Origin of the sequence: Variovorax stachyos (genome assembly GCF_051400855.1) — a bacterium.
Classification (GTDB): domain Bacteria; phylum Pseudomonadota; class Gammaproteobacteria; order Burkholderiales; family Burkholderiaceae_C; genus Variovorax.
Map to the genome: position 1 here is coordinate 40,513 of NZ_JBLFFN010000025.1, position 23,670 is coordinate 64,182.

Below are 23,670 nucleotides of genomic sequence, written 5' to 3' on the forward strand. Positions count from 1 at the left end.
CGGCATCGCGATGGCGACGATGACCCCGGTTCGACAGGTCCGGGCCGGCGTGCTCGACATCGGCTACCACGAGACCGGCCCGGCCGACGGGCCGCCGGTGCTGCTGATGCACGGCTTTCCCTACGACATCCACGCCTATGCGGAGGTCGCGCCGCTGCTCGCGGCGAAGGGCTGCCGCGTCATCGTGCCCTTCATGCGCGGCTACGGCAGCACGCGCTTCCTCGACTCGGCCACCCGGCGCTCGGGCCAGCAGGGCGCCTTCGGCGCCGACCTGCTCGCGCTGATGGACGCGCTGGCCATCCCGCGCGCCGTGCTCGCGGGCTACGACTGGGGCGGGCGCGCCTGCTGCGTCGTGGCCGCGCTGTGGCCCGAGCGCTGCGCGGGCCTGGTCTCGCTCAACAGCTACAACATCCAGGACATCGCCGCCGCTGCAAAGCCGATCGCGCCCGAGAACGAGCGGCGCTACTGGTACCAGTACTACTTCCACGGCGAGCGCGGCCGCGCCGGGCTCGAGCAGAACCGCCGCCCGCTGTGCCGGCTGCTGTGGTCGCTCTGGTCGCCCACCTGGGCTTTCGACGACGCCACCTTCGAGCGCAGCGCCGCGGCCTTCGACCACCCCGACTTCGTCGAGGTCGTGATCCACTCCTACCGCCACCGCTTCGGCCTGGTGGCAGGCGACCCGGCCTACGACGACGTCGAACGCCGGCTTGCCGCGCAGCCGCCCATCACGGTGCCCGCCATCACCTTCGACGGCGCCGACGACGGCGTGATGATGATCGGCGGCACCGCCGCGCATGCGCGCCACTTCACCGGCCCGCACCAGCACCGCGTGGTGCCGGGTGCCGGCCACAACCTGCCCCAGGAAAAACCGCAGGACTTCGCCGATGCCGTCCTCGAACTCGTGAACACTTCCCGACCATGAACCCAGGCATCCGCACGCTGTCCGAACACCGCTGCTTCGGCGGCACCCAGGGCTTCCACGAACACGACGCACGCGAGACCGGCTTGCCGATGCGCTTCTCGGTCTTCCTGCCGCCACAGGCGCAGCAGGGCCCGGTGCCGGCCCTGATGTACCTCGCAGGCCTGACCTGCAACGAGGAGACCTTCATGGTCAAGGCCGGCGCCCAGCGGCTGGCGGCCGAGCTGGGCCTGGCGCTGATCGCGCCCGACACCAGCCCGCGCGGCGCCCGCGTGGCCGGCGAGAGCGACAACTGGGACTTCGGCGTCGGCGCCGGCTTCTACCTCGACGCCACGCAGGCGCCCTGGGCGACGAACTGGCGCATGGAAAGCTGGATCGTCCACGAGCTGCTGCCGCTGCTGGGCGCGCATTTCCCCATCGACATTCAACGCCTGGGCGTCTTCGGCCACTCGATGGGCGGGCACGGGGCGCTCACGCTGGCGCTGCGTCATCCGGGCCGCTTCGCCTCGCTGTCGGCCTTTGCGCCGATCTGCGCGCCCAGCGAGTGCCCCTGGGGCGAGAAGGCTTTCGGCGGCTATTTCGGCCCGGACCGCGAGCAATGGCTGGCGCACGATGCGAGCGCGCTGATGCAGTCGCAGACCGCTGCGCCATACCCCGGAGGCATCCTCGTCGACCAGGGCCTGGCGGACAAGTTCCTGGCCGACCAGCTGCATCCGCAACGGCTCGAGACCGCCTGCCGTGCCGTGGGGCAGCCGCTCACGCTGCGCCGGCACGAGGGCTACGACCACGGCTACTACTTCATTCAGACCTTCATCGCGGACCACCTGGCGCACCATGCCCGGTTCCTGCGCGGCTGAGGCAGCCCCTGCCCGGCTGCACGGCCGCTCCGAAGGCGACAGCACCGTAGCGCAAAGCGAAGGCACTCAGTGAGCCATTTCGTCGAAAGCCTGCACGAAGTGTTCGAGCGCATGGGCCGCATCGAGGCGCGCCGCATGTTCGGCGGCCACGGCATCTACCACGACGGGCGCATGTTCGCCCTGGTGGCCAATGACACGCTCTACTTCAAGGCCGATGCGAACACGCTGGCCGAGTTCGAGAGGCGCGGGCTGCCCGCCTTCGGCTACGAGCGCGAGGGCCGGCGCACGGAGATGTCCTATCGCCAGGCGCCCGAAGAGATCTTCGAGGACCGCGACGAGGCCATGCGCTGGGGCCGGTTGGCGTGGGAGGCGGCGTTGCGCGCGGCCGCGCCCAAGCGGGCGCGGCGCCCTGCAGGGAAGCAGGGCAAAGGCACGGCGCGCTGAAATCGGCGCTGCAGCGGTCGATCTCCAGACGGAGCGTCGTTGGTTGCGCCGCGGAGGTCGGTCTTCATGACGCCTGGCGCAGCCAGGCCCGGGCCCGGTCCACCAGCTCAGGCAGCGGCGCCGTTGCATCGACCGCCAGCACGCCGGCCTCCCCGACCGGCGATTCGAGAGTCGCGAACTGGTCGGCGACCAGGCTCGCGGAGAAGAAGTGCCCGGCCCCGCGTCCCGCAACGCGGCGCTCGGCCTCCTCGCGCGACAGGTCCATGAAGACGAAGAGCAGCCGGGGCACCGCGGCACGCAGCCGGTCGCGGTAGCCGCGCTTGAGCGCCGAGCAGCTCAGCACCGCGCCCTGCGGATGCGCGGCGAGCGTGCCCGCCAGCGTGTCCAGCCAGCCGGCCCGGTCGGCGTCGGTGAGCGCGATGCCGGCGCGCATCTTGCTCACGCTTTCGGGCGGATGAAAGTCGTCGCCTTCGATCAGCGGCAGCCCCAGCTCGCGGGCCAGCGCGGCGCCGAGGCTGGACTTGCCGCAGCCCGACACGCCCATCACGACGAGCCAGCGGGATGGGCTCTGCGACGAAGATAAGTAAAGCTCGGTCATTGGAACTATTGTGTTGCGATCTCTACTTATGATGGCGCCCTTCGACGGGAAGTAACAAGCCGTGTCCATGGTCTCGCTCGCTCTGCGCCGCCCCTACACCTTCATCGTGATGGCGATGCTGATCGTGCTGGCCACGCCTTTCGTGCTGGCACGCATGGCAACCGACATCTTCCCCGAGATCAACATCCCGGTGCTCAGCATCATCTGGAACTACGGCGGCCTGCCGGCCCAGGAGATGGGGCAGCGCATCGCGGGCCAGACCGAGCGCGGCCTCACCACCACGGTGAGCGACATCGAGCATATCGAGTCGCAGTCGCTGGCCGGCGTGAGCGTGATCAAGATCTTCTTCCAGCCCACGGCCAACATCGAGACCGCGATCGCCCAGACGGTCGCCTCGGTACAGACCCAGGTGCGCCAGCTGCCGCCGGGCATCACGCCGCCGCTGGTGATCAAGTACTCGGCCTCCAGCATCCCGGTGATCCAGCTGGCGCTGTCGAGCAGCGAGCGGCCGGAGAACGCGCTCTTCGACTCGGCCATCAACCAGCTGCGGCCGCAGCTCATCACCATTCCCGGCGTCGCCATTCCCTTCCCCTACGGGGGCAAGAACCGCGTGATCTCGGTGGACCTCGACACCCAGGCCCTGCAGGCGCGCGGGCTCTCGCCGGCCGACGTGGTGAACGCGGTGAACGCGCAGAACCTGATCCTGCCCTCCGGCACCGCCAAGTTCGGCGCCACCGAGTACAGCGTGAGGATGAACGGCTCGCCCGAGGTGCTGGCCGGCCTGAACGACCTGCCGGTGCGCACGGCCAACGGGGCCACCACCTACCTGCGCGACGTGGCCTACGTGCGCGACGGCTTCCAGCCGCAGACCAACATCGTGCGGCAGGACGGCGTGCGCGGCGTGCTGCTGTCGGTGATCAAGAACGGCAGCGCGTCGACGCTGGACATCGTCTCCAACCTGCGCGCCATGCTTCCGGTGGCGCAGCAGAGCATGCCGGCGGACATCAAGGTCACGCCGCTGTTCGACCAGTCGCTGTTCGTCAAGGCGGCCGTGCAGGGGGTGGTGCTCGAGGCCGTCATCGCGGCCCTGCTGACCGCCGCGATGGTGCTGATCTTCCTGGGCAACTGGCGCAGCACGCTGATCATCGCGGCGACGATTCCGCTGTCGATCCTGGCTTCGGTCCTGGCGCTCTACGCCCTGGGCGAGACGCTCAACCTCATGACGCTGGGCGGGCTCGCGCTCTCGGTCGGCATCCTGGTCGACCAGGCGATCGTGACCATCGAGAACATCGAGCGCCACCTGCACATGGGCACCCCGCTCAACGAGGCGATCATGGTGGGCGCCGGCGAGATCGGGCCTGCCGCCTTCGTTTCGACGCTGTGCATCTGCATCGTGTTCGTGCCGATGTTCTTTCTCTCGGGCGTGGCGCGTTTCCTGTTCGTGCCCTTGGCCGAGGCGGTGGTGTTCGCGATGCTGGCCTCCTACATCCTGTCGCGAACGCTGGTGCCGACGCTCGTCATGCTGCTGATGGGCCGCGTGCATGCGCAGCATGCCCAACACGCGCACGGCAGCCCGGCAGCCGACAAGCCCAGCCTGCTGCAGCGGGTCTACCGCAGCTTCGACCGGCGCTTCGAGCGCGTGCGGCGCGCCTACACGCTGGTGCTGTCGGCGCTGCTGTCCAAGCGCGGCAGCTTCATCGCCCTCTTCCTCGGCTTCTGCCTCCTGTCCTGCCTGCTCTACCCGGTGCTGGGCCGCGACTTCTTCCCCGGCGTGGATGCCGGCCAGATCCGCCTGCACATGCGCGCGCCCACCGGCACGCGGATCGAGGAGACGGCGCGCCTGGCCGACGAGGTGGAGGCGGCGATCCGCGAGCTGGTGCCGAAGGACCAGCTCGAGACCATCCTCGACAACCTGGGCGTGCCCAACAGCGGCATCAACCTCTCGTACAGCAACGCCGGCACCATCGGCACGCTCGACGGCGAGATCCTGCTCTCGCTGCGCGACGGCCACCGGCCGACCGAAGAGTTCGTCTCGCTGCTGCGCGCGGAGCTGCCCCGGCGCTTCCCCGGCATCGAGTTCTTCTTCCAGCCCGCGGACATCGTCACGCAGATCCTGAACTTCGGCCTGCCCGCGGCCATCGACGTGCAGTTCAGCGGCAACGACCTGGCCGGCAATGCGCAGCATGCCGCGGCACTGGTCAAGGCCATCCGCAAGATCCCCGGCGCCGTCGATGCCCATGTGCACCAGCGCCTGGACACGCCCAGCCTCAGCCTGCAGATGGACCGCACGCGGTTGCAGCAGGTCGGGCTCACGGCCCAGAACGTCGGCCAGAACGTGCTGATCGCGTTGTCGGGCAGCTCGCAGACCGCACCGGCCTTCTGGCTCAATCCGCAGAACGGCGTGGTCTACAACGTCGCGGTCCAGACGCCCCAGTACAAGGTCGACTCGCTCGACGCGCTGCTCAACATCCCCGTGGGCGGCCAGGGCGCCGGGGCCGGGCCGCCGCAGCTGCTGGGCAACCTGGTCGAGGCGCAGGCCGCGCGGCAGCCTTCGGTGGTCTCGCGCTACAACATCTCGCCGGTGATCGACGTGTACGTCAGCGTGCAGGGCACCGACCTCGCCAGCGTGGCGGGGGAGGTGAAGAAGCTGGTCGACGAAATTCGGCCCAGGCTCTCGCGCGGCAGCCAGGTCGCGATCCGCGGCCAGGTCGAGACCATGCAGTCCTCCTTCCTCGGGCTGGGCGTCGGGCTCGCGATGGCGATCGTGCTGGTGTACCTGCTGATCGTGGTCACCTTCCAGTCGTGGCTGGACGCCGCGATCATCATCACCGCCCTGCCCGCGGCGCTGGCCGGCATCGCCTGGATGCTGTTCCTCACCGGCACCACGCTGAGCGTGCCGGCGCTGACCGGCGCCATCATGACCATGGGCGTCGCCACCGCCAACAGCATCCTGCTGGTGTCCTTCGCGCGCGACCGGCTGGCCGCCGGCGTGCCGCCGCTGTCGGCCGCGCTGGAGGCCGGGGCCACCCGCATCCGGCCGGTGCTGATGACGGCGCTGGCGATGATCATCGGCATGATCCCGATGGCGCTGGGCGTGGGCGAAGGCGGCGAGCAGAACGCGCCGCTGGGCCGCGCTGTCATCGGCGGCCTGCTGTTCGCGACCGTGTCCACCCTCTTCTTCGTGCCGGCCGTGTATGCCGGCATCCACAACCGCATGGTCCATCGCAAGGCGCGCCGGGCCGGATCGTCCGCGCCGCCGCAGGGCGCTGCGCCCCAGGAGAGTTGAGACCATGACGGAGCAACGCCACGTGGCATTGGGCATTCATCCGATCGCCGCCGACGAACAGGGCGAGCATCACGAGCTGCTGCGGCGCCGCCAGATCGTGCGCCGCGCGCGCATCGCCGTGCTGATCGTGCTGGTGCTGCTGGCCATCGGGGCGGCGCGCACGGTGTTCGTGCGCATGGCCAATGCGCGCGCGCTCGAAGCCTCCTCCACCGAGCTCGCCAGGCAATACGTCAAGACCGTGCTGCCGCAGACGGCCGCGGCCGGGCAGACGCTGGCGCTGCCGGGCACGCTGCAGGGCTTCGTGCAGGCGCCGATCTCCGCGCGCGCCAGCGGCTACCTCAAGCGCTGGACCAAGGACATCGGCAGCCAGGTGCAGAAGGGCGAGTTGCTGGCGGAGATCGAGACGCCGGAGATCGACCAGCAGCTCTCGCAGGCGGTCGCCGCGCGGCAGCAGGCGGCCTCCAGCCTCGAGCTGGCGAAGAGCACGGTGGCGCGCTGGGAAAACCTGCGCAAGAAGGACGTGGTCTCGCAGCAGGACCTGGACGAGCGGCGCAGCGGCCTCGCGCAGGCCACCGCCAACGTGGCCGCGGCCGATGCCAACGTGCAGCGGCTGCGCCAGACGGAGGGCTTCAAGCGCATCGTCGCGCCCTTTGCGGGCGTCATCACGCGGCGCAACGTCGATGTGGGTGACCTGATCGACGCAGGCGGCAGCCGGCCGCTGTTCTTGCTCGCGCAGACCGATCCGCTGCGCGTGTACATCAACGTGCCGCAGGCCTACGCGCAGCTGGTCAAGACCGGCCAGCCGGTGGTGGTGACGCAGGCCGAGCTGCGCGGCCAGAGCTTCAAGGGCGAGGTGGCGCGCACCTCCGGCGCCATCGACACGGCCACGCGGATGATGCAGGTCGAGGTCGCGCTGCCGAATCGCGAGGGCCTGCTCCTGCCGGGCGCCTACGTGCAGGTCTCGCTGCCGCTGGCGGCCAGCCGCGCGCTCAGCATTCCGGCCAACACGCTGCTGTTCCGCCCCGAGGGCACGCGCGTTGCCACGGTCGATGCCGAAGGGCGCGTGCGCCTGCGCACCGTCAACCTCGGCCGCAACTACGGCGAGACGGTCGAGGTGCTGGACGGCATCGCCGCGAACGATCGGCTGATCCTCAATCCCTCCGACTCGCTAGCCGAGGGCGATGTGGTGGCGGTGGCCAAGGAACCGGCGTGAAGGTGCGGCTGCGTCCCTGGGCCGCCCTGGCAAGTGCACTGCTGCTTGCGGCCTGCGCCGCGGGGCCGGACTATCGCGCGCCCCAGGTCGAGGTGCCGGTGAGCTGGCAGCTCGAGGCGCCCTGGCGCAAGGCCGCACCCAGCGATGCGCTCGACAAGGGGCCCTGGTGGCAGCGCTTCGGCGATGCCCAGCTCGATCGCCTGCAGCAGCAGGCGCTGCGCAACAGCCCCACGCTGACGCTCGCGGGCGCGCGGCTCGCGCAGGCGCGCGCCACACTGGCCGCAGCCGACGCGGCACGCTCTCCGCAGCTGGGCCTGGGCGCACGCGCGGCACGGTTCAAGATCTCCGCCAACCGCCCGCTCACCAACTATGCGGCGCAGAACTTCTCGACGGTGCAGAACGATTTCGCGCTCTCGCTCAACGCCAGCTACGAGCTGGACCTCGCCGGCCGCGTGCAGCGCTCGGTCGAGGGCGCGACCGCTTCCGCCGAGCAGTCGGCGGCCGATCTGGAGAACACGCGCCTGCTGCTCACCACCGACCTCGCCTCGGCCTACTTCAACCTGCGCGCGACCGACATCGAACTGGACGTGCTGTCGCGCTCGATCGCGCTGCAGCGCCGCGCGCTGGAACTGGTGACGGCGCGCCACGAGCTCGGCGCCGTCTCGGGGCTGGACGTGGCGCAACAGCAGGCGCTGCTGGACAGCACGCTGGCGCAGGTGGACGTGCTGAGAAGGCTGCGCTCCCAGTACGAGCATGCCCTCGCCACGCTGACCGGCACGCCCGCGCCCAGCTTTGCGCTGGCGCCGGACCTGCGCCCCATCGTGCCGCCGGCCATCCCCATCGGCGTGCCCTCGGAGGCGCTGGAGCGCCGTCCCGATGTGGCCTCGGCGGAGCGCGCCATGGCTGCGGCCAACGCGCAGATCGGCGTGGCCACCGCCGCCTTCTATCCCAGCGTGATGCTGGCGCCGATGCTCGGCGTGGACAGCCGCATGATCGAAAGCCTGTTCGATGCGCCGAGCCTGCTGTGGTCGGTGGGCGTCTCGGCCACGCAGGTGCTGTTCGACGGCGGGCGCGTGCGTGCCAACGTCGATTTCGCCCAGGCCGGGCATGCGGCCACCGTCGCCAACTACCGGCGCGTGGTGCTGACGGCAATGCAGGAGGCCGAGGATGGCATCACCGGCCTCGCCGCGCTGGACCGCGCGGTGACGCAGTCGCTCGCCGCCGTCGATTCGGCACGCCGCGTGCTGGACATGGCGACCAGCCGCTACGAGGGCGGTGCCTCGACCTACCTCGACATGATCAGCGCGCAACAGTCGCTGCTGACCGCCGAGCGCCAGGCCGCGCAGTTGCAGGGCCAGCGCCTGCTGACCTCGGTGTTTCTCGTGAAGGCCCTGGGCGGCGACTGGTGCGGCGTCGCACCGGACAGCGCCGGCAGCGCAGCTGACGCTAGAACAGACTGCCCTGCCCCGCTGCGCCGGGTGGCCGGAACGCGCTGAGGTCGAGCGCGATGCGTTCGCGGTTGAAGCCCAGCCGATGCGCCGCCTTCTCGAAGCGCTGGCGGATCAGCTCGGCCCACAGCCCGGTGCCGACCATGCGGGTGCCGAACGACGCGTCGTAGTCCTTGCCGCCGCGCATCTCGTGGATGCGCGCCATGATGCGCGCGGCACGCTGCGGGTAGTGCAGCTCCAGCCACTGCTTGAAGAGCGGCGCCACCTCCCAGGGCAAGCGGATCACCGTGTAGAAGGCGCTGCGCGCGCCGGCCTCCCACGCCGCCTCCAGCACCTTCTCCATGTCCTCGGTGACGAAGGGAATCTGCGGCGCCACGCTCACGCCCACAGGCACGCCCGCCTCCGCCAGCGTGCGCACCGTGCGCAGACGCCGGTGCGGCGCAGCGGCGCGGGGCTCCAGCTTGCGCGCGAGCTCGCCGTCGAGCGTGGTGATGGTGACGTAGACCGCCGCCAGATGCTGCGCGGCCATCGGCGCAATCAGGTCGAGGTCGCGCTCGACGGCACTGGACTTGGTGACCAGGCCGAAGGGATGGCGCACCTCCTGGAGCAGCTCGATCACCGAGCGCGTGAGCCGCAGCTCGCGCTCGATCGGCTGGTAGCAGTCGGTCGCGGTTCCGATCGCCAGGTTTTGCGGCCTGTAACTGCGCCGCCCCAGCTCGGCGCGCAGCACTTCCACGATGTTGCGCTTGGCGATCAGCTTGGTCTCGAAGTCGAGGCCGGGCGAGAGGTTCAGGTAGCTGTGGGTCGGCCGAGCGAAGCAGTAGATGCAGCCGTGCTCGCAGCCGCGGTAGGGATTGATCGAGCGGTCGAAGTGGATGTCGGGCGAGTCGTTCTCGCTCAGCACAGACTTCACGTCCTCGAAGCGCACCTCGGTCTGCAGGGGCGGGAGCGGCTCGGCGGCGCCTTCCTCGAGCGTGCCCCAGCCGTCGTCGAAGGCGTCGCGCTCGTCGCGCTCGAAGCGGTGGGGCAGCCGGGTCGCCGCGCCGCGGCCCTTGATCGCATGAAGGGGAATGAAAGCATCGGGCATGGTCTTTCACCTCGGAAAAACTGTATGGATATACAGTATTCCACCAATCCGCCGGGCATGCACGCGGAACGGACATCGCACCCGGCTGGCTATCCGCGCGTGCGCGAGATGAGCCATACGGCGACCGAGCTGCATTGATTAGGGCTAAGCCTTGCGCAGCCTCTTCTTCGCTATGCGCACCGCCTGCGCGGCAGCGGCGGGCCCCGGTAACCGTCGGCGCAGGAAGGCGATGAGCTCCTGCGCCACCACGTTGCGCGTCGGCCCCGGCAGGTAGACCAACGCCACGCGTCGCGTGATGCGCGGCTTCGCCAGCGGCAGCACGACCAGCTCGGGATCGCGCAAGGTCCCGGTGTAGAGCCGCGGCATCAGGCCGAGCGCAAGGCCGCCGCGCACCAGCGCATAGAGGGTTTCCGAATAGCTGACGCGGTAGGGCTCGGCGCCCTGCGCGAATTGCGCGCGCGCCGGGTCGCCCAGCGCCGGCATGCTGCCGCTTTCGAACAACACCAGGCGCTGGTCGCCGATCGCCTCCCATTCCACCTCCCGGGCGCGCGCCAGCGCATGGTCGCGGCGCACCACCAGCACCAGCGGATCGCGCAGCAGCTCGACGCAGGCCAGGCCGCCCGGCGGCTCGGTGATGGCGGCGATCGCCAGGTCGAGCTGGCCGCTGCGCACCTCGGCCAGCAGCGTGGTCGAAGGCGCATCGCGCCAAGCCAGCTCCAGCGCACGCCCGGTCTCGCGTAGGAACCCGCTCACCGCCGCCGCGACGCTGTCGCTGGCGGAGGGGATCACGCCGATGCGAACGAAGGCGCGACCGCGCTGCACGGTGCTCTCGATGTCGCGCAGCGCCACTTCCACCGTGTTGACCAGGAAGTCCGTGCGCGCCAGCACCTCGGCGCCCACCGGCGTGAGTTCCAGGCGGTGTGTGGAACGCGTCAGCAGTTCTGCGCCGAGCAGCTTCTCCATCTGCTTGATGGCGTTGCTCAGCGCGGGCTGGGTAATCGACAGGCGCCGCGCGGCACGGCCGAACTGGCCCTCCTGGACCAGCACCGAGAAAAACTGCAGCTGGCGCAGGGTCAAGGCACGCAGAGGCAGGGAAGCCATGGCGCTTGCTTATTAATTGGATGAATCAAATTATAGGAATTCAAAACTTTGCTTATGGCCTGGCACTGACTAGACTGGCCCGATGACACCCGCGCCACTCGATGCCTTCCTGCACGCGATGCCCAAGATGGAGCTGCATTGCCACCTGTTCGGCACCGTGCGCCACGCCACCTTCGCCGCGCTCAATCGCCGTGCCGGGTCCCCGCTGGCCGAACAGGAGGTGGAGGATTTCTATACGCGCGGCGAGAAGCCCGTCGGCGTGCTGCGCGTGCTGCGCGCGCTCGACGCCCATCTGCTGCGCACGCCGGACGACCTGCACCGGCTGGCACTCGAATACCTCGAGGACGCCGCGGCCCACCACGTGCGCTACAGCGAGTTCTTCTGGAATCCGACGGGCACGGTGCATGTCTCCGGTCTTGCCTATGCGGACGCGCAAGCGGCGATCGTGCGCGCCATCCACGACGCGGAGCGGGACTTCCGCATCACCGGCCGCCTGATCGCGGCGATCGACCGCGAGGCCACGCCCGAAGCCGCCGTCGAGATGGTGGAATGGGTCACGGCCAACCGCTGCGATGAGGTGATCGGCATCGGCATCGACTACCGCGAGGTCGATCGTCCGCCGGAGCTCTTCCTGCAGGCCTACCGCGACGCCCGCCGCGCCGGCCTGAAGACCACCGCGCATGCCGGCGAGTTCGGCATGCCGTGGACGAACGTGCGCACCGCGCTCGACCTGTTGCACGTGGACCGCATCGACCACGGCTACACGGTGGTGGACCAGCCCGAATTCGCGCGCGAGTGCGCGGAGCGCGGCGTGCTCTTCACCGTGGTGCCGACCAATTCGTACTATCTGCGCACGCTGCCGCCCGAGCGCTGGGCTCTGGACCATCCCATCCGCCGCATGCCCGGCCTGGGACTGCGCATCCATCCCAACACCGACGATCCCACGCTTCACAAGGTCACGCCCACCCAGGCCTGGGCCATGATGGTGCGGGACTTCGGCTTCGGCCCCGACGACCTGCGCAGCTTCATGCACAACGGCCTCGAGGGCGCCTGGATCGACGACAGCACGCGCCGTGCATGGCGCGCGCAGTGGAGCCAGGAATTCGACACGCTGCGCGCACAACTGCCCCCCGACGCCATCCTTTCCGGAAACTGACCATGCCTCAACCCAAGCTTCCGCTTCTCGCCTCCCTGCTGCTGACCGCCGCCCTGCCCGGCGCGGCCATCGCGCAGGCCGCGTGGCCCAGCGCCAAGCCGATCACGCTGATCGTGCCCTACTCGGCCGGCGGCAGCGTGGACTTCAATGCCCGACTGGTCGCCACCAAGCTGGGCGAGCGGCTCAAGCAGTCGGTGGTGATCGAGAACGTGACCGGTGCCGGCGGTGCCATCGGCGTGGCCAAGGCGGCGAACGCGGCGCCCGACGGCTACACGCTGGTCGCCGGCCCCGACAGCGCGATCGCGATCGGCAAGCTGATCAACCCCGCCGCCTTCAAGTTCGACCCGCTGAAGGACCTGGCGCCGGTCGGCATGCTCAACACGGCGCCGATGGTGCTGGTGGCGCGTCCCGGCCTGCCGGTGCAGAGCTATGCCGATTTCGTGAAGCTCGCGAAGGCCGCGCCCGGCAAGTACAACTACGCGACCTCGGGCGTGGGCACGGTGCTTCAACTGGCGATGGAATTGCTCAAGGAAAAGAGCGGCATCTTCGTGACCCACGTGCCCTACCGCGGCGGCGCGCAGATCGCGACCGACGTGATCGGCAACCAGGTCGACCTGGCGATGCTGGTCAGCACCAGTGCCATCCCCCATGTGAACGGCGGCCGGCTCAAGGCCCTGGGCGTGACCGGCAGCACGCGGCTCGATGCGCTGCCCCATGTGCCGACCTTCGGCGAAATGCCTGGCCTCAAGGGCTATTCGATGGTGAGCTGGACCGGCATCTTCGCGCCGGCCCGGACACCGGCGCTGATCGTGAACCGCCTCAACGACGAGCTCAATGCAGTGCTGAAGGACCCAGAAGTGCGATCCAAGCTGCAGGAGCAGGGCGCCCTCCCCGGCAGTGGTTCGGCCGAGGATCTGGGGAAGTTCGTGCAGGCGGAGTACGCGCGCAATCAGAAGATCGTGCAGGCGGCGAATATCAAGGAGTGAAGTGCGGGGCGAGGGAGAGGGAGCAATACCGGCAAGAAATCTCGCCAAATCTCTTCAAGCGCGGTCATCTCGAAGTCAGCTGCGTAGCATCCTCTCGCGCCCGCAGGGATGCGGCTTTCCAATGCTGACTTTCGATGATCATGATTTCATTGCTGCGCTACGCAACACTCGTCATCGCGTGCCTGACCGCCGGCTGCGCGAGCTTGCCGCCACCTGCGCCCCGCATCCCCGAGCAGGCGATTTCGGCTTCGCCGCGAACAGAACTCGGAAGGATCGCGCTGTCAGCGAAGACCGGGGCTGCCGATCGGTCGGCCGTGCGGCCTTTGCCGCAGGGCAGTTTCGCGCTCGATGCCCGGCTCGAGCTCATCCGCCGGGCGCAGGCCTCGCTGGATGTGCAGTCCTACCACCTCTCCAACGACAAGACCGGCCTGCTGATCCTGCGCGAACTGCGCGACGCAGCGCGGCGCGGCGTGAGAGTCCGGTTGCTGCTCGATGACTTTCATACGGTCGGCCTCGATCGCGCCCTGCTTGCATTGGCCGCCGAAACCGGCGCCGAGGTACGCCTGTTCAATCCGTTTGCAAGTGGCCGCGAGCACACAGCCACGCGCTGGCTCGTTTTCTTCAGCGACTTCAGCCGCCTCAACCATCGCATGCACAACAAGCTCCTTGTCGCGGATGGCGCCATTGCGATCGCAGGCGGGCGCAACATGGCCGACGAATACTTCATGCGCAGCGATGGGGCCAACTTTCTCGACTTCGAGCTGCTGATGGCCGGCCCCGTCGTACCGCAATCGGCGCGAATCTTCGACGAGTACTGGAACAGCGACGTGGTGTATCCATTGGCGCACGTGGTGCACACGCAGGACGCCGCGGACAAGCTGAAAGACGAATTCGAGCTCGCCAGCTCCGAGGCGCGTGCCCCCCGGCCCGACGCGCTACCCGAGGTCGACGCCTTCGGCGAACCCCCGTTGGGCAAGGAACTCGCACGCGGAGAGCTTCGATGGATGCAAGCCGAGGCAGAGGCCTTTGCAGACAGCCCGAACAAGGCCCTCGGCACGCGCCCGGCGGGCATTGTGACACTCGCGCAACGCTGGTACGCGGCCATGGAAGCCGCCAAATCGGAACTGCTCGTGATTTCGCCGTACTTCATTCCCGGCGACAAAGGGATGGAACGGATCCGCGCCGCCCGTGCGCGCGGGCTGCCCATCACCATCATCACCAACTCCCTGGCCGACACCGACGAGCCGCTGGTCAACGTCAACTACAACAGCTACCGGGTTGCGCTGCTCCAGGCAGGCGTCGAACTGTTCGAGGTGAGCTCGCGCCAGATGAAGCGCAACAAGCTCATGCGTCGCGCGCTGCGCAACGCGCAAGGCCGGCTGCACGGCAAGCTGGCCTTGATCGATCGCGAATGGGTTCTGCTCGGCTCCATGAACCTCGACCCGCGCTCGGCACTGCTCAATACCGAGTTCGGCGTGCGGGTACGGAGCTTCGAGCTCACGCACGCCCTGCACTACGCCTATCTGCTGGACAACGTCGAAGGCGTGTACCGCGTCAAGCTCGGTCCCGATGGCCAAAGCGTTCAATGGGTAGGAACCGGCGACGAATCCAACGAAGTGCTGGACGACGAGCCCGACTCCAGCATGCTGACGCGCCTTCAGCTGCTGATGTTCTCTTGGTTCGTGCCGAGCGACCAGCTCTGAACCTGGTCAGAAGCAAAAATGCGCGGCGCCCCGCGCACGCACGCACCGAGGCACTCAGGACGGCTCGTCCTCCGCAGGCCAGTCGCGGATGTAGGCCTTGAGCATCTTGTTCTCGAAGTTCTGGCTGTCCACCACCGCCTTGGCCACGTCGTAGAAGCTGATCACGCCCATCAGCATGCGCTTGTCCATCACGGGCATGTAGCGGGCGTGGCGCTCGAGCATGATGCGGCGGATCTCGTCGAGGTCGGTCTCCAGCGTGCAGGTGACGGGGTGGTCGTCCATGGCCTTGCGCACCACCGTGCCACCGATCTGTCCGCCGTTGGCAACGATGGCGAGGATCACTTCGCGGAAAGTGAGCATGCCCACGAGCTCGCCATGCTCCATGACCACCAGCGAGCCGATGTCCTTGTCTGCCATGATGCTGACGGCGTCGGCCAGGGGTTCGTCAGGCGTGATGGTGTAGAGCGTGTTGCCCTTCACGCGCAGGATGTCGCTGACTTTCATCGTGTTGCTCCTCACTTGGCTCGGCGCTGCTGCCGAAATTGAATATAGCCCACAATGGCCGCCCGTCCACAGGCCCCTGCCGCCGGCGCAGTCATTGCGCGGCGCAACAGGGGCATTGCAGAAACGACCTTGCTTCGAAAGGCCCCCATGCCCGGCTATTCCGATCCTGGCTTCGACACGCTCGCACTGCACGCCGGTGCCGCGCCCGACCCCGCCACCGGCGCGCGCGCCGTGCCGATCCATCTCAGCACCTCCTTCGTCTTCGAATCGAGCGACCACGCGGCGGCGCTCTTCAACCTGGAGCGCGCGGGCCACGTGTACTCGCGCATCAGCAACCCGACCAACGCGGTGTTCGAGCAGCGCGTGGCCGCGCTGGAAGGGGGCATCGGCGCGATCGCCACCGCCAGCGGGCAAGCCGCCCTGCACCTGTCGATTGCAACGCTCATGGGCGCGGGTGCGCACATCGTCGCGAGCACGGCGCTCTACGGCGGCTCGCAGAATCTCCTGCACTACACGCTGCGGCGCTTCGGCATCGCGACCACTTTCGTCAAGCCCGGCGACCTCGACGGCTGGCGTGCCGCGATCCGGCCCGAGACCCGGCTGCTCTTCGGGGAGACCGTGGGCAATCCCGGCCTCGACGTGCTCGACATCCCGGCGGTCAGCGACATCGCGCACGCGGCGGGCGTGCCGCTGCTGGTGGATTCCACCCTCACCTCGCCCTACCTCATCAAGCCCTTCGACTGGGGCGCGGACCTGGTCTATCACTCCGCCACCAAGTTCCTCTCCGGCCATGGCACGGTGATCGGCGGCGTGGTGGTCGACGGCGGCAGTTTCGACTGGGAAGGCTCGGGCAAATTCGCCGAGCTGACGCAGGCCTACGAAGGCTTCCACAACATGGTGTTCAGCGAGGAGAGCACGGTGGGCGCCTTCCTGCTGCGCGCGCGGCGCGAGGGACTGCGCGACTTCGGCGCCTCAATGAGCCCGCACACAGCGTGGCTGATCCTGCAGGGCATCGAGACCCTGCCGCTGCGCATGGAGCGCCACATCGACAACACGCAGAAGGTGGTGGAGTTCCTGGCCACCCATCCCTTCGTGGCGCATGTGGGCCATCCGCTGCTCGAGTCGCATCCCAGCCATGCGCTCGCGGGCAAGCTGCTGCGCCACGGGGCCAAGGGTGCGGGCGCGGTCTTCAGCTTCGACCTCAAGGGCAATCGACAGCAGGGCAAGGTCTTCATCGAGACGCTCAAGCTCTTCAGCCACCTGGCCAACGTGGGCGACTGCCGCAGCCTGGTGATCCACCCTGCGAGCACCACGCACTTCCGCATGACGGACGATGCGCTCGCCGCAGCGGGCATTTCGCAGGGCACCATCCGGCTTTCGATCGGGCTGGAAGACCCGGCCGACCTGATCGACGACCTCAAGCGCGCGCTGAAGGCCGCAGAGAAGGCAGGCGCATAAATGGCCCCCAAAGCTCACATTCGTTCGCTGCCCCCCGAGGGGGCTGAATGCCGCGGCTTCGAGCCTGCCTGCGCAGGCTTGGACGGCATGAAGAGCCGCTGTGTCTCGCAGCGGCGCGGCCTGCAAGGCCATGCCTCCCTTGGGGCGGCCCGGCGGGAGGCATGATGGAATTTGTCGTCACCGGCCACAAGACCTACTGCTACACCGGCGGCAAGCCCTTCGATGCCGCGAAGCCGACCGTGGTGTTCATCCACGGCGTGCTCAACGACCACAGCGTGTGGATCCTGCAAAGCCGCTGGTTCGCCCATCATGGCTGGAACGTGCTGGCGCTCGACCTGCCGGGGCATTGCCGGAGCGAGGGTCCGCCGCCCGCGAGCGTGGAAGAGGCCGCGCAATTCGTGATCGCGCTGCTCGACGCCGCGGGCATCGAGAAGGCCGCCCTGGTCGGCCACAGCTTCGGCTCGCTGATCGCGCTCGAGGTTGCCGCCCGGGCGCCGGGGCGCGTGTCACACCTGGCGCTGGTCGGCACCGCCTACCCGATGAAAGTCTCGCCGGCGCTGCTCGAAGGTGCGCTGAACGAGCCGCTGCGCGCGATCGACATGGTCAACAGCTTCTCGCACTCGATGATGGCGCCGCCACCCTCCACCCTGGGCCCGGGCACCTGGCTCCATGGCGGCTCGCGCGCACTGATGCGCCGCGTGCTGGCGAGCAACCGCGATGCGAACGTGTTCCACATCGGCTTCAAGGCCTGCAACGACTATGCGGGCGGCGACGCCGCGATCGCCGCGGTGCAATGCCCCGTCCTCTTCGTGCTCGGCAAGTCCGACCAGATGACGCCGCCGCGTGCCGCGCAGGCGCTGATCGGCAAGGCGAGCGGCGCGCGCGTGGTCCACGTGGCTGCCGGCCACCAGCTGATGAGCGAGGCGCCGGACGAGGTGCTGTTCGCGCTTCGGGACTTCCTCAACGCAGCGCGTTGATGTCCGGCATCTCCGCCAGCAGCGCCCGCGCGCAGCGCATGTAGGCGCCTACGCGACTTCGAAGGTGCCGGGCTCGCGCGCCAGCGCACCGAGCAGGGTCTGGACCTCGGCGCTCGCGGCCTGCGCCGGCTGCAGGGCGCCGAGCATGCGCGCCAGCGTCTCGGCATGCGGCAGCATGGGCCCGAGGAAGCGGGTGCCGGACTCGCCGGCCACCAGCAGGGTGGGAAAGGTCTCGACGTCGAAGTCGTCGGCCAGCTCGGCATGGTCCTCGATGTCGACCCAGGCAAAGCGGAACTGCGGATGGGCGCGCGCCACCTGCTCGAACAGCGGCCGGTACTCGCGGCAGGCGCCGCACCATTCGGCACAGAGGCAGACCACCCACAGGGCGTCGCCGGCGGCTTGCAGGGTCTCGGGGGTGGCGGAATCGTTCAAGGTCGAATGAAGGAGGTGGAACGGACCGCCGCCATTATCGGCAAGGCAGCACGTCCTGCAGCAGCAGCGTTCGCAAGGGGCCGCGCTGCCACAGGTTATCGAGCGGAGGCGAGCGCGGCACCAGCAGTTGCACGAGCAGCGGCTCGAGCGAGGTGCGGCCGGGGTCGGCCAGCAGCACGTAGCGCGGGTCCTCGTCGTCCGGCTCCTCGGCCAGCGGCCCGATCCAGTCGAGCGCGACCAGCGTCTCCAGCACCGGCGCCAGCTGCAGCGCATCGACCCGCATCCGTGCCACCAGCTCGGCCGCGCCCAGCCCCTTGGCGGGCGTGGCCTTCGCCAGTGCCAGCTGCTGCAGCGCCTCCACTGCCAGCTGCAGGGGCCAGCCGGGCATGCCGCCGCGCCGTGCCACGCCGCTCAGCAGGCTGGGCAGGTAGGCTGCGATGACCGCGCCCAGCAGCACGATGACCCAGGCGACATAGATCCACACCAGCAGGATCGGCACGATCGCAAAGGCGCCGTAGAGCACCGAGTAGGTCGGCACCAGGCTCAGGTAGTAGGCGAGCAGCCGCTTGGCGATCTCGATGGCGGCCGCCACGAAGAAGCCGCCGGCCCATGCATGGGCCCATTTGACGTGCGTGTTGGGCACGTAGTGGTAGAGCGAGGCCATGCCGCCCGCCAGCAGCACGAATTCGAAGGTGTCGAACACCAGCTTGAGCATGCCGCGGACGCCGACCCACTCGCGCGAGACCGAGAAGACGTAGGCCGTGGTGCTCAGGCTCAGCGCCAGCACCAGCGGCCCGAGCGTGATGGCGGCCCAGTAGACCAGCACCCGCTGCGCGAAGGGCCGCGGCGTGCGCACGCGCCAGATGCTGTTGAGGGTCTTGTCGATGGTGAGGATCAGCGCGATGGCCGTGACCAGCAGCACCAGCAGGCCCGCGACGCCCAGCCCGCTGGCCTTGCTCGCGAACTGGTTGAGGTAGCCCAGCACCTGCCGCGCGATGTTGTCCGGGATCAGGCTTTCGATGAACCAGCGCTGCAGCCGCCCCTGCATGGTCGCGAACATCGGGAACACCGTGAACAGCGCCAGCGCCAGGGTGAAGAAGGGCACCATCGCGATGGTGGTGGTGAAGGTCAGGCTGCTGGCGGTCAGCCCCAGGCGGTCCTTGCGGAAGCGCTCGCCCAGCACCGCGGCCGTGTTGCCCCAGGGAAAATGCGAAAGATCCCTCCAGAGTTGCCGGCGATTCATGGCGGCTATCATGCCATCGGGTCCCGCGCCAGCCCGGCGCCGGCCGCCCCCGTTGCACCGTTTCCTGCCCGCCGTGACCGCTCCCGCCATCCCCTCCTCCGTCTCCGCCACGCGCTGGCTCGCCGTCGGCAGCCTGGTGGGTCTGATCGTGCTCGGGCTGGCCTGGGAGCTGTGGCTCGCGCCGCTGCGGCCGGGCGGCTCCTGGCTCGCGCTCAAGGTGCTGCCGCTCGTGATTCCGCTGGCCGGCCTGATGAAGAACCGGATGTACACCTACCGCTGGGTCAGCCTGCTGGTCTGGGTCTATTTCACCGAGGGCGTGGTTCGCGCATGGAGCGACATCGACCGCACCGGCCGCGTGCTCGCATTGGGCGAGGTCGTGCTTTGCCTCGCGCTGTTCGCGGCCTGTGCCTGGCATGTGCGCCTTCGCCTGCGCCATGCGCGGGCTGCCCGCGAACTGGAAGGAGTTGCGCCATGAGCCGCACGGCCGCTCCGAAGGCAAAGGTGCTCCAGTGACGCCGGGCCGCTCCCGAGCCGAATCGCACCGCAGCGCAGCGCATAGCGCGGAGGTTACCCAATGAGCGCACTATTCATCGACAAGCTGCGCGCCGTCGTCGGCGCCGGCAACGTGCTGACCGACGGCGACCTCGGCGCCTGGGAGCAGGACTGGCGCAAGCGCTCCCGCGGCAAGGCGCTGGCCGTGGTGAGGCCCGGCAGCACCCAGCAGGTGGCCGAGGTGGTGAAGGCCTGCGCCGCCGCCGGCCGGGCGATCGTGCCCCAGGGCGGCAACACCGGCCTCGCGGTCGGTTCGATTCCGGACGAGAGCGGCACCCAGGTCGTGCTGAGCCTGCAGCGCATGAATGCCATCCGCGGCATCGACGCCGCCAACCTCACGATGACGGTCGAGGCCGGCTGCGTGCTGCAGACCCTGCAGGAGACGGCCGAGAAGGCCGGCTTCCTGTTCCCGCTGAGCCTGGCGGCCGAGGGCAGCTGCACCATCGGCGGCAACCTCGCGACCAATGCCGGCGGCACGCAGGTGCTGCGCTACGGCAATGCGCGCGAGCTGTGCCTGGGGCTGGAAGTGGTGACGCCGCAGGGCGGCATCTGGGAAGGCACCAGCGGCCTGCGCAAGGACAACACCGGCTACGACCTGCGCGACCTGATGATCGGCAGCGAGGGCACGCTGGGCATCATCACGGCAGCAACCCTGAAGCTCTATCCGCTCCCGGCCGCGCAGCTCACCGCCTGGGCCGCCGTGCCCACGCTCGAGCACGCGGTCGAGCTGCTGGGCCTGGCCCACAAGCGCCTGGGTGCGGGCCTCACGGGCTTCGAGGTGATGGGCCGCTTCGCGCTCAGCCTGGTGGCGAAGCATTTCCCCGCCCTTCGCGTGCCCTTCCTCGAGGACGACGGCGTGCCCTACTGCGTGCTGCTCGAGAATTCCGACAACGAGTCGGAAGACCATGCCCGCGCCCGCTTCGAGGCCCTGCTCGAAACCGCCTTCGAGGCCGGCTGCGTCAGCGACGCGGTGATCGCCGAGAACCTGACGCAGGCGCACCAGCTCTGGCACGTGCGCGAGAGCATCCCGCTGGCGCAGGCCGAGGAAGGCCTCAACATCAAGCACGACATCTCGATTCCCGTCTCGCGCATCCCGGCCTTCGTGGAGCAGACCGACGCGTTGCTCGAAAACGAGTTGCCCGGCGTGCGGCTGGTGAACTTCGGCCACCTCGGCGACGGCAACCTGCACTACAACGTGCAGGCGCCGGCGGATGCCCACAACGGCGACTTCCTGCGCGACCACGAGGCGCGCATCAACACGCTGGTCTACGAGGCTGTCCGCCAGTTCGAGGGCTCCTTCTCGGCCGAGCACGGCGTCGGCTCGCTCAAGGTCGAGACGCTGGAGAAGCACAAGTCGCAGGTGGCGCTGGAGATGATGCGCGCCATCAAGCGCGGGCTGGATCCGCAGAACCTGCTGAATCCGGGGCGGGTGATTCGACTGCCATGATTCATGCGCGTAAACTATGCGCATCATTGATGAGCAGGAACCGTCCATGATTCGCTTCGACAACGCCCCCAAGAAAGCCACCAACCTCTCGCTCAACAGCAAGGTGCTGGAGATGGCGCGCGAGCTCGGCATGAACGTTTCGCAGACCGTCGACAGCCTGCTTGCCGAAGAGGTGAAGCGCCGCTACTGGGAGAAGTGGGCCGAGGAGAACAAGGAAGCCATGGAAGCCTACAACGCTCGGATCGCGAAAGAAGGCCTGCCGTTGGCCAAGTACCGCACGTTTGCGCGCAGCCTGGGCGACGGCAAGAAGGGTTGAAATGGCGCGCTTCGACGTCTACGCCAACCCCGATTCTTCCGATCGAAGCACGATTCCCTTCATGCTGGATGTCCAGAATGATTTCCTGGGTGTCCTCGAAACGCGGGTCGTGGTGCCCCTCTACGTGAGCGGCCGATTCCGCGCGCCGGTACGCAATCTGAATCCGGAATTCGAAGTTGCAGGCAAGTCAGTCATCATGGACACCGTGTCGATCGGCGCCGTTCCTATCGGTGATCTCCGCCGACCTGTAGCAAGCCTTGCCAGCGAGCAGCTCGATATCCAGGACGCACTCGACACGCTTTTCGGCTCCTACTGACATGACCTCCCGCCCCACCCGCTCCCAATACGAAGACTTCATGCGCCACGTCGACACCCACGGCGTGCACAAGAGCGACCGCACCGGCACCGGCACCAAGAGCGTGTTCGGCCACCAGATGCGTTTCGACCTGGCCGAAGGCTTTCCGCTGGTCACCACCAAGAAGGTGCACCTCAAGTCCATCATCGTCGAACTGCTGTGGTTCCTGACGGGTTCGAGCAACAACAACTGGCTCAAGGAGCGCGGCGTGACCATCTGGGACGAATGGGCGCGCGAGGACGGCGACCTCGGCCCCGTCTATGGCGTGCAGTGGCGCAGCTGGCCGACGCCCGACGGCGGCCACATCGACCAGATCCAGCAGGTCATCGACACCCTCAGGACCAACCCGGACTCGCGCCGCATCATCGTCAGCGCCTGGAACGTGGCCGAGCTGTCGAAGATGGCGCTGATGCCCTGCCATGCCTTCTTCCAGTTCTACGTGGCCCCGCCGCAGGCGCCCGGCGAGCGCGGCAAGCTGAGCTGCCAGCTCTACCAGCGCAGCGCCGACATCTTCCTGGGCGTGCCCTTCAACATCGCGAGCTACGCGCTGCTCACCCACATGGTCGCGCAGCAATGCGACCTGGACGTGGGCGACTTCATCTGGACCGGCGGCGACTGCCACATCTACAGCAACCATGCCGAGCAGGTGGCGCTGCAGCTCAGCCGCACGCCCTATCCCTATCCGACGCTCGTCATCAAGCGCAAGCCCGCCTCGATCTTCGACTATGCGTACGAGGACTTCGAGGTGGTGGACTACCGGCACCACGAGGCCATCAAGGCGCCCGTGGCGATCTGAGGTCTGAGCCATGGCCACCCGCATCAACCTCATCCTCGCCCGCGCCGCCAACGGCATCATCGGCCATGAGGGTTCGATGCCCTGGCACCTGCCCGAGGACCTGGCGCACTTCAAGAAGCAGACGGCCGGCGCGCCGGTGATCATGGGGCGCAGGACCTGGGACTCGCTGCCCCTGCGCTTCCGCCCGCTCTCGGGCCGGCGCAACATCGTGATCACCCGGCAGCCCGGCTGGCAGGCCGAAGGGGCCGAGCGTGCCGAAAGCCTGCAAGACGCCCTGGCCCGCTGTGAGGCGGCGCAAGAGCCCGAAGTGTGGGTGATCGGCGGCGCGCAGATCTACGCCGAGGCGGAGCCGCTCGCCCAACGCGCCCTGGTGACCGAGATCGGCCGCGACTTCGAGGGCGATGCCTGGGCGCCGCGCTTCGACGTTTCGTGGCGCGAGACGGCGCGCGAGTCGCATGTCTCGTCGAACGGGCTGCCTTACAGCTTCATCACGCTCGAGCGGCCTGAGTAAAGGCGCTTGCGGCCTGCGCGCCGTGGAAGGCGTGTGGGCCTGCGCGCCGCGGAAGGCGTGTGGGCCTGCGCGCCGCGGAAGGCGTGTGGGCCTGCGCGCCGCGGAAGGCGTGTGAGCGTGTGCGCCGCGGAAGGCGTGTGGGCCTGCGCGCCGCGGAAGGCGGTCTGCGGCCCGGGCTCCTGCTGGGGCGGTCGGCGCTTTGCGCCGACTCCGCTGCGGTGCTCGCCTGGGGGCGGCGCCGCAGAACTCGCTACGCGCCCTGCGGGCGCTGCGCTCAGACA

Annotated in this window: 23 protein-coding genes; 17 read left to right on the forward strand and 6 right to left on the reverse strand. The window is 68.7% G+C overall.

All coding sequences use genetic code 11. The annotated features are described in order from the left end of the window. The first annotated feature begins 10 nt into the window (after positions 1 to 10). From ACMGEZ_RS27265 to ACMGEZ_RS27275, 3 genes are all read left to right on the forward strand, one after another. Entirely contained in the window at positions 11 to 922 is a 912-nt protein-coding gene (locus ACMGEZ_RS27265) for an alpha/beta fold hydrolase (protein WP_436825405.1), read from the forward strand. Then, on the forward strand, positions 919 to 1,776 hold the full coding sequence (gene fghA / locus ACMGEZ_RS27270) for an S-formylglutathione hydrolase (protein WP_436825406.1): 858 nt from the start codon (positions 919 to 921) through the stop codon (positions 1,774 to 1,776). The genes ACMGEZ_RS27265 and fghA overlap by 4 nt, the downstream gene beginning before the upstream one ends. A gap of 69 nt (positions 1,777 to 1,845) precedes the next feature. Then, positions 1,846 to 2,220, forward strand: coding sequence for a TfoX/Sxy family protein (locus ACMGEZ_RS27275; RefSeq protein WP_436825407.1), 375 nt, complete (start codon positions 1,846 to 1,848; stop codon positions 2,218 to 2,220). Positions 2,221 to 2,284: 64 nt separating this feature from the next. Here ACMGEZ_RS27275 and ACMGEZ_RS27280 read toward each other — a convergent pair whose 3' ends face one another. Then, the gene (locus tag ACMGEZ_RS27280) at positions 2,285 to 2,818 is read right to left on the reverse strand and encodes a gluconokinase (protein WP_436825408.1); all 534 of its coding nucleotides are present in this window, start codon (positions 2,816 to 2,818) and stop codon (positions 2,285 to 2,287) included. A gap of 61 nt (positions 2,819 to 2,879) precedes the next feature. Here ACMGEZ_RS27280 and ACMGEZ_RS27285 point away from each other — a divergent pair, with 61 nt between their 5' ends. The 3 genes from ACMGEZ_RS27285 to ACMGEZ_RS27295 are packed head-to-tail and all read left to right on the forward strand — an operon-like array spanning position 2,880 to position 8,813. Further along, the gene (locus ACMGEZ_RS27285; RefSeq protein WP_436825409.1) at positions 2,880 to 6,104 is read left to right on the forward strand and encodes an efflux RND transporter permease subunit; all 3,225 of its coding nucleotides are present in this window, start codon (positions 2,880 to 2,882) and stop codon (positions 6,102 to 6,104) included. Positions 6,105 to 6,108: 4 nt separating this feature from the next. Continuing rightward, the gene (locus tag ACMGEZ_RS27290) at positions 6,109 to 7,317 is read left to right on the forward strand and encodes an efflux RND transporter periplasmic adaptor subunit (protein WP_436825410.1); all 1,209 of its coding nucleotides are present in this window, start codon (positions 6,109 to 6,111) and stop codon (positions 7,315 to 7,317) included. Further along, positions 7,314 to 8,813 (forward strand): efflux transporter outer membrane subunit, encoded by a 1,500-nt coding sequence (locus ACMGEZ_RS27295; protein WP_436825411.1) that lies wholly within the window; start codon positions 7,314 to 7,316, stop codon positions 8,811 to 8,813. The genes ACMGEZ_RS27290 and ACMGEZ_RS27295 overlap by 4 nt, the downstream gene beginning before the upstream one ends. On the opposite strand, the gene ACMGEZ_RS27300 is transcribed toward ACMGEZ_RS27295, so the two are convergent. Further along, positions 8,764 to 9,852 (reverse strand): PA0069 family radical SAM protein, encoded by a 1,089-nt coding sequence (locus tag ACMGEZ_RS27300; RefSeq protein ID WP_436825412.1) that lies wholly within the window; start codon positions 9,850 to 9,852, stop codon positions 8,764 to 8,766. The genes ACMGEZ_RS27295 and ACMGEZ_RS27300 overlap by 50 nt on opposite strands. Before the next feature lie 144 nt (positions 9,853 to 9,996). After that, complete coding sequence (locus ACMGEZ_RS27305; RefSeq protein WP_436825413.1) at positions 9,997 to 10,953, reverse strand: LysR family transcriptional regulator; 957 nt, start codon at positions 10,951 to 10,953, stop codon at positions 9,997 to 9,999. Between the two features lie 82 nt (positions 10,954 to 11,035). Between ACMGEZ_RS27305 and add the strand changes: the two genes are divergently transcribed. The 3 genes from add (at position 11,036) to ACMGEZ_RS27320 (ending at position 14,798) form a co-directional block, all read left to right on the forward strand. Further along, positions 11,036 to 12,109, forward strand: a complete 1,074-nt coding sequence (gene add, locus ACMGEZ_RS27310; protein ID WP_436825414.1) for an adenosine deaminase — start codon at positions 11,036 to 11,038, stop codon at positions 12,107 to 12,109. A gap of 2 nt (positions 12,110 to 12,111) precedes the next feature. Next, entirely contained in the window at positions 12,112 to 13,095 is a 984-nt protein-coding gene (locus tag ACMGEZ_RS27315; RefSeq protein WP_436825415.1) for a Bug family tripartite tricarboxylate transporter substrate binding protein, read from the forward strand. 134 nt (positions 13,096 to 13,229) lie between these two features. Further along, positions 13,230 to 14,798 (forward strand): phospholipase D-like domain-containing protein, encoded by a 1,569-nt coding sequence (locus ACMGEZ_RS27320; protein WP_436825416.1) that lies wholly within the window; start codon positions 13,230 to 13,232, stop codon positions 14,796 to 14,798. A gap of 54 nt (positions 14,799 to 14,852) precedes the next feature. On the opposite strand, the gene ACMGEZ_RS27325 is transcribed toward ACMGEZ_RS27320, so the two are convergent. Continuing rightward, complete coding sequence (locus ACMGEZ_RS27325) at positions 14,853 to 15,302, reverse strand: CBS domain-containing protein (protein ID WP_436825417.1); 450 nt, start codon at positions 15,300 to 15,302, stop codon at positions 14,853 to 14,855. 147 nt (positions 15,303 to 15,449) lie between these two features. Between ACMGEZ_RS27325 and ACMGEZ_RS27330 the strand changes: the two genes are divergently transcribed. Continuing rightward, positions 15,450 to 16,760 (forward strand): O-acetylhomoserine aminocarboxypropyltransferase, encoded by a 1,311-nt coding sequence (locus tag ACMGEZ_RS27330; protein WP_436825418.1) that lies wholly within the window; start codon positions 15,450 to 15,452, stop codon positions 16,758 to 16,760. 164 nt (positions 16,761 to 16,924) lie between these two features. Beyond that, the gene (locus tag ACMGEZ_RS27335) at positions 16,925 to 17,737 is read left to right on the forward strand and encodes an alpha/beta fold hydrolase (RefSeq protein ID WP_436825419.1); all 813 of its coding nucleotides are present in this window, start codon (positions 16,925 to 16,927) and stop codon (positions 17,735 to 17,737) included. A gap of 48 nt (positions 17,738 to 17,785) precedes the next feature. On the opposite strand, the gene ACMGEZ_RS27340 is transcribed toward ACMGEZ_RS27335, so the two are convergent. Then, positions 17,786 to 18,169 carry a thioredoxin family protein gene (locus ACMGEZ_RS27340; RefSeq protein ID WP_436825420.1) on the reverse strand — a complete coding sequence of 128 codons (384 nt, stop codon included), beginning with the start codon at positions 18,167 to 18,169 and terminating at the stop codon, positions 17,786 to 17,788. Between the two features lie 34 nt (positions 18,170 to 18,203). Continuing rightward, entirely contained in the window at positions 18,204 to 19,424 is a 1,221-nt protein-coding gene (locus tag ACMGEZ_RS27345; RefSeq protein WP_436825421.1) for a YihY family inner membrane protein, read from the reverse strand. A 40-nt stretch (positions 19,425 to 19,464) separates the two neighbouring features. Between ACMGEZ_RS27345 and ACMGEZ_RS27350 the strand changes: the two genes are divergently transcribed. From ACMGEZ_RS27350 to ACMGEZ_RS27375, 6 genes are all read left to right on the forward strand, one after another. After that, positions 19,465 to 19,887, forward strand: coding sequence for a DUF2069 domain-containing protein (locus tag ACMGEZ_RS27350; protein ID WP_436825430.1), 423 nt, complete (start codon positions 19,465 to 19,467; stop codon positions 19,885 to 19,887). 99 nt (positions 19,888 to 19,986) lie between these two features. Further along, complete coding sequence (locus ACMGEZ_RS27355) at positions 19,987 to 21,411, forward strand: FAD-binding oxidoreductase (RefSeq protein WP_436825422.1); 1,425 nt, start codon at positions 19,987 to 19,989, stop codon at positions 21,409 to 21,411. 46 nt (positions 21,412 to 21,457) lie between these two features. After that, positions 21,458 to 21,727 (forward strand): type II toxin-antitoxin system CcdA family antitoxin, encoded by a 270-nt coding sequence (locus ACMGEZ_RS27360; RefSeq protein WP_436825423.1) that lies wholly within the window; start codon positions 21,458 to 21,460, stop codon positions 21,725 to 21,727. 1 nt (position 21,728) lies between these two features. Then, positions 21,729 to 22,043 carry a CcdB family protein gene (locus ACMGEZ_RS27365; RefSeq protein WP_436825424.1) on the forward strand — a complete coding sequence of 105 codons (315 nt, stop codon included), beginning with the start codon at positions 21,729 to 21,731 and terminating at the stop codon, positions 22,041 to 22,043. 1 nt (position 22,044) lies between these two features. Beyond that, positions 22,045 to 22,878 (forward strand): thymidylate synthase, encoded by an 834-nt coding sequence (locus tag ACMGEZ_RS27370; protein WP_436825425.1) that lies wholly within the window; start codon positions 22,045 to 22,047, stop codon positions 22,876 to 22,878. A 10-nt stretch (positions 22,879 to 22,888) separates the two neighbouring features. Beyond that, positions 22,889 to 23,389, forward strand: a complete 501-nt coding sequence (locus ACMGEZ_RS27375; protein WP_436825426.1) for a dihydrofolate reductase — start codon at positions 22,889 to 22,891, stop codon at positions 23,387 to 23,389. Positions 23,390 to 23,670 lie beyond the last annotated feature (281 nt).

What these genes read in the sequence shown, in the direction of transcription:
- ACMGEZ_RS27355 (WP_436825422.1), top strand. Translation starts at nt 19,987, where the DNA reads ATGAGCGCACTATTCATCGACAAGCTGCGCGCCGTCGTCGGCGCCGGC.
- ACMGEZ_RS27325 (WP_436825417.1), bottom strand. Translation starts at nt 15,302, where the DNA reads ATGAAAGTCAGCGACATCCTGCGCGTGAAGGGCAACACGCTCTACACC.
- fghA (WP_436825406.1), top strand. Translation starts at nt 919, where the DNA reads ATGAACCCAGGCATCCGCACGCTGTCCGAACACCGCTGCTTCGGCGGC.
- ACMGEZ_RS27365 (WP_436825424.1), top strand. Translation starts at nt 21,729, where the DNA reads ATGGCGCGCTTCGACGTCTACGCCAACCCCGATTCTTCCGATCGAAGC.
- ACMGEZ_RS27300 (WP_436825412.1), bottom strand. Translation starts at nt 9,852, where the DNA reads ATGCCCGATGCTTTCATTCCCCTTCATGCGATCAAGGGCCGCGGCGCG.
- ACMGEZ_RS27280 (WP_436825408.1), bottom strand. Translation starts at nt 2,818, where the DNA reads ATGACCGAGCTTTACTTATCTTCGTCGCAGAGCCCATCCCGCTGGCTC.
- ACMGEZ_RS27360 (WP_436825423.1), top strand. Translation starts at nt 21,458, where the DNA reads ATGATTCGCTTCGACAACGCCCCCAAGAAAGCCACCAACCTCTCGCTC.
- ACMGEZ_RS27315 (WP_436825415.1), top strand. Translation starts at nt 12,112, where the DNA reads ATGCCTCAACCCAAGCTTCCGCTTCTCGCCTCCCTGCTGCTGACCGCC.
- ACMGEZ_RS27320 (WP_436825416.1), top strand. Translation starts at nt 13,230, where the DNA reads ATGATCATGATTTCATTGCTGCGCTACGCAACACTCGTCATCGCGTGC.
- ACMGEZ_RS27335 (WP_436825419.1), top strand. Translation starts at nt 16,925, where the DNA reads ATGGAATTTGTCGTCACCGGCCACAAGACCTACTGCTACACCGGCGGC.
- ACMGEZ_RS27370 (WP_436825425.1), top strand. Translation starts at nt 22,045, where the DNA reads ATGACCTCCCGCCCCACCCGCTCCCAATACGAAGACTTCATGCGCCAC.
- ACMGEZ_RS27330 (WP_436825418.1), top strand. Translation starts at nt 15,450, where the DNA reads ATGCCCGGCTATTCCGATCCTGGCTTCGACACGCTCGCACTGCACGCC.
- ACMGEZ_RS27305 (WP_436825413.1), bottom strand. Translation starts at nt 10,953, where the DNA reads ATGGCTTCCCTGCCTCTGCGTGCCTTGACCCTGCGCCAGCTGCAGTTT.
- ACMGEZ_RS27375 (WP_436825426.1), top strand. Translation starts at nt 22,889, where the DNA reads ATGGCCACCCGCATCAACCTCATCCTCGCCCGCGCCGCCAACGGCATC.
- ACMGEZ_RS27345 (WP_436825421.1), bottom strand. Translation starts at nt 19,424, where the DNA reads ATGATAGCCGCCATGAATCGCCGGCAACTCTGGAGGGATCTTTCGCAT.
- ACMGEZ_RS27290 (WP_436825410.1), top strand. Translation starts at nt 6,109, where the DNA reads ATGACGGAGCAACGCCACGTGGCATTGGGCATTCATCCGATCGCCGCC.
- add (WP_436825414.1), top strand. Translation starts at nt 11,036, where the DNA reads ATGACACCCGCGCCACTCGATGCCTTCCTGCACGCGATGCCCAAGATG.
- ACMGEZ_RS27265 (WP_436825405.1), top strand. Translation starts at nt 11, where the DNA reads ATGGCGACGATGACCCCGGTTCGACAGGTCCGGGCCGGCGTGCTCGAC.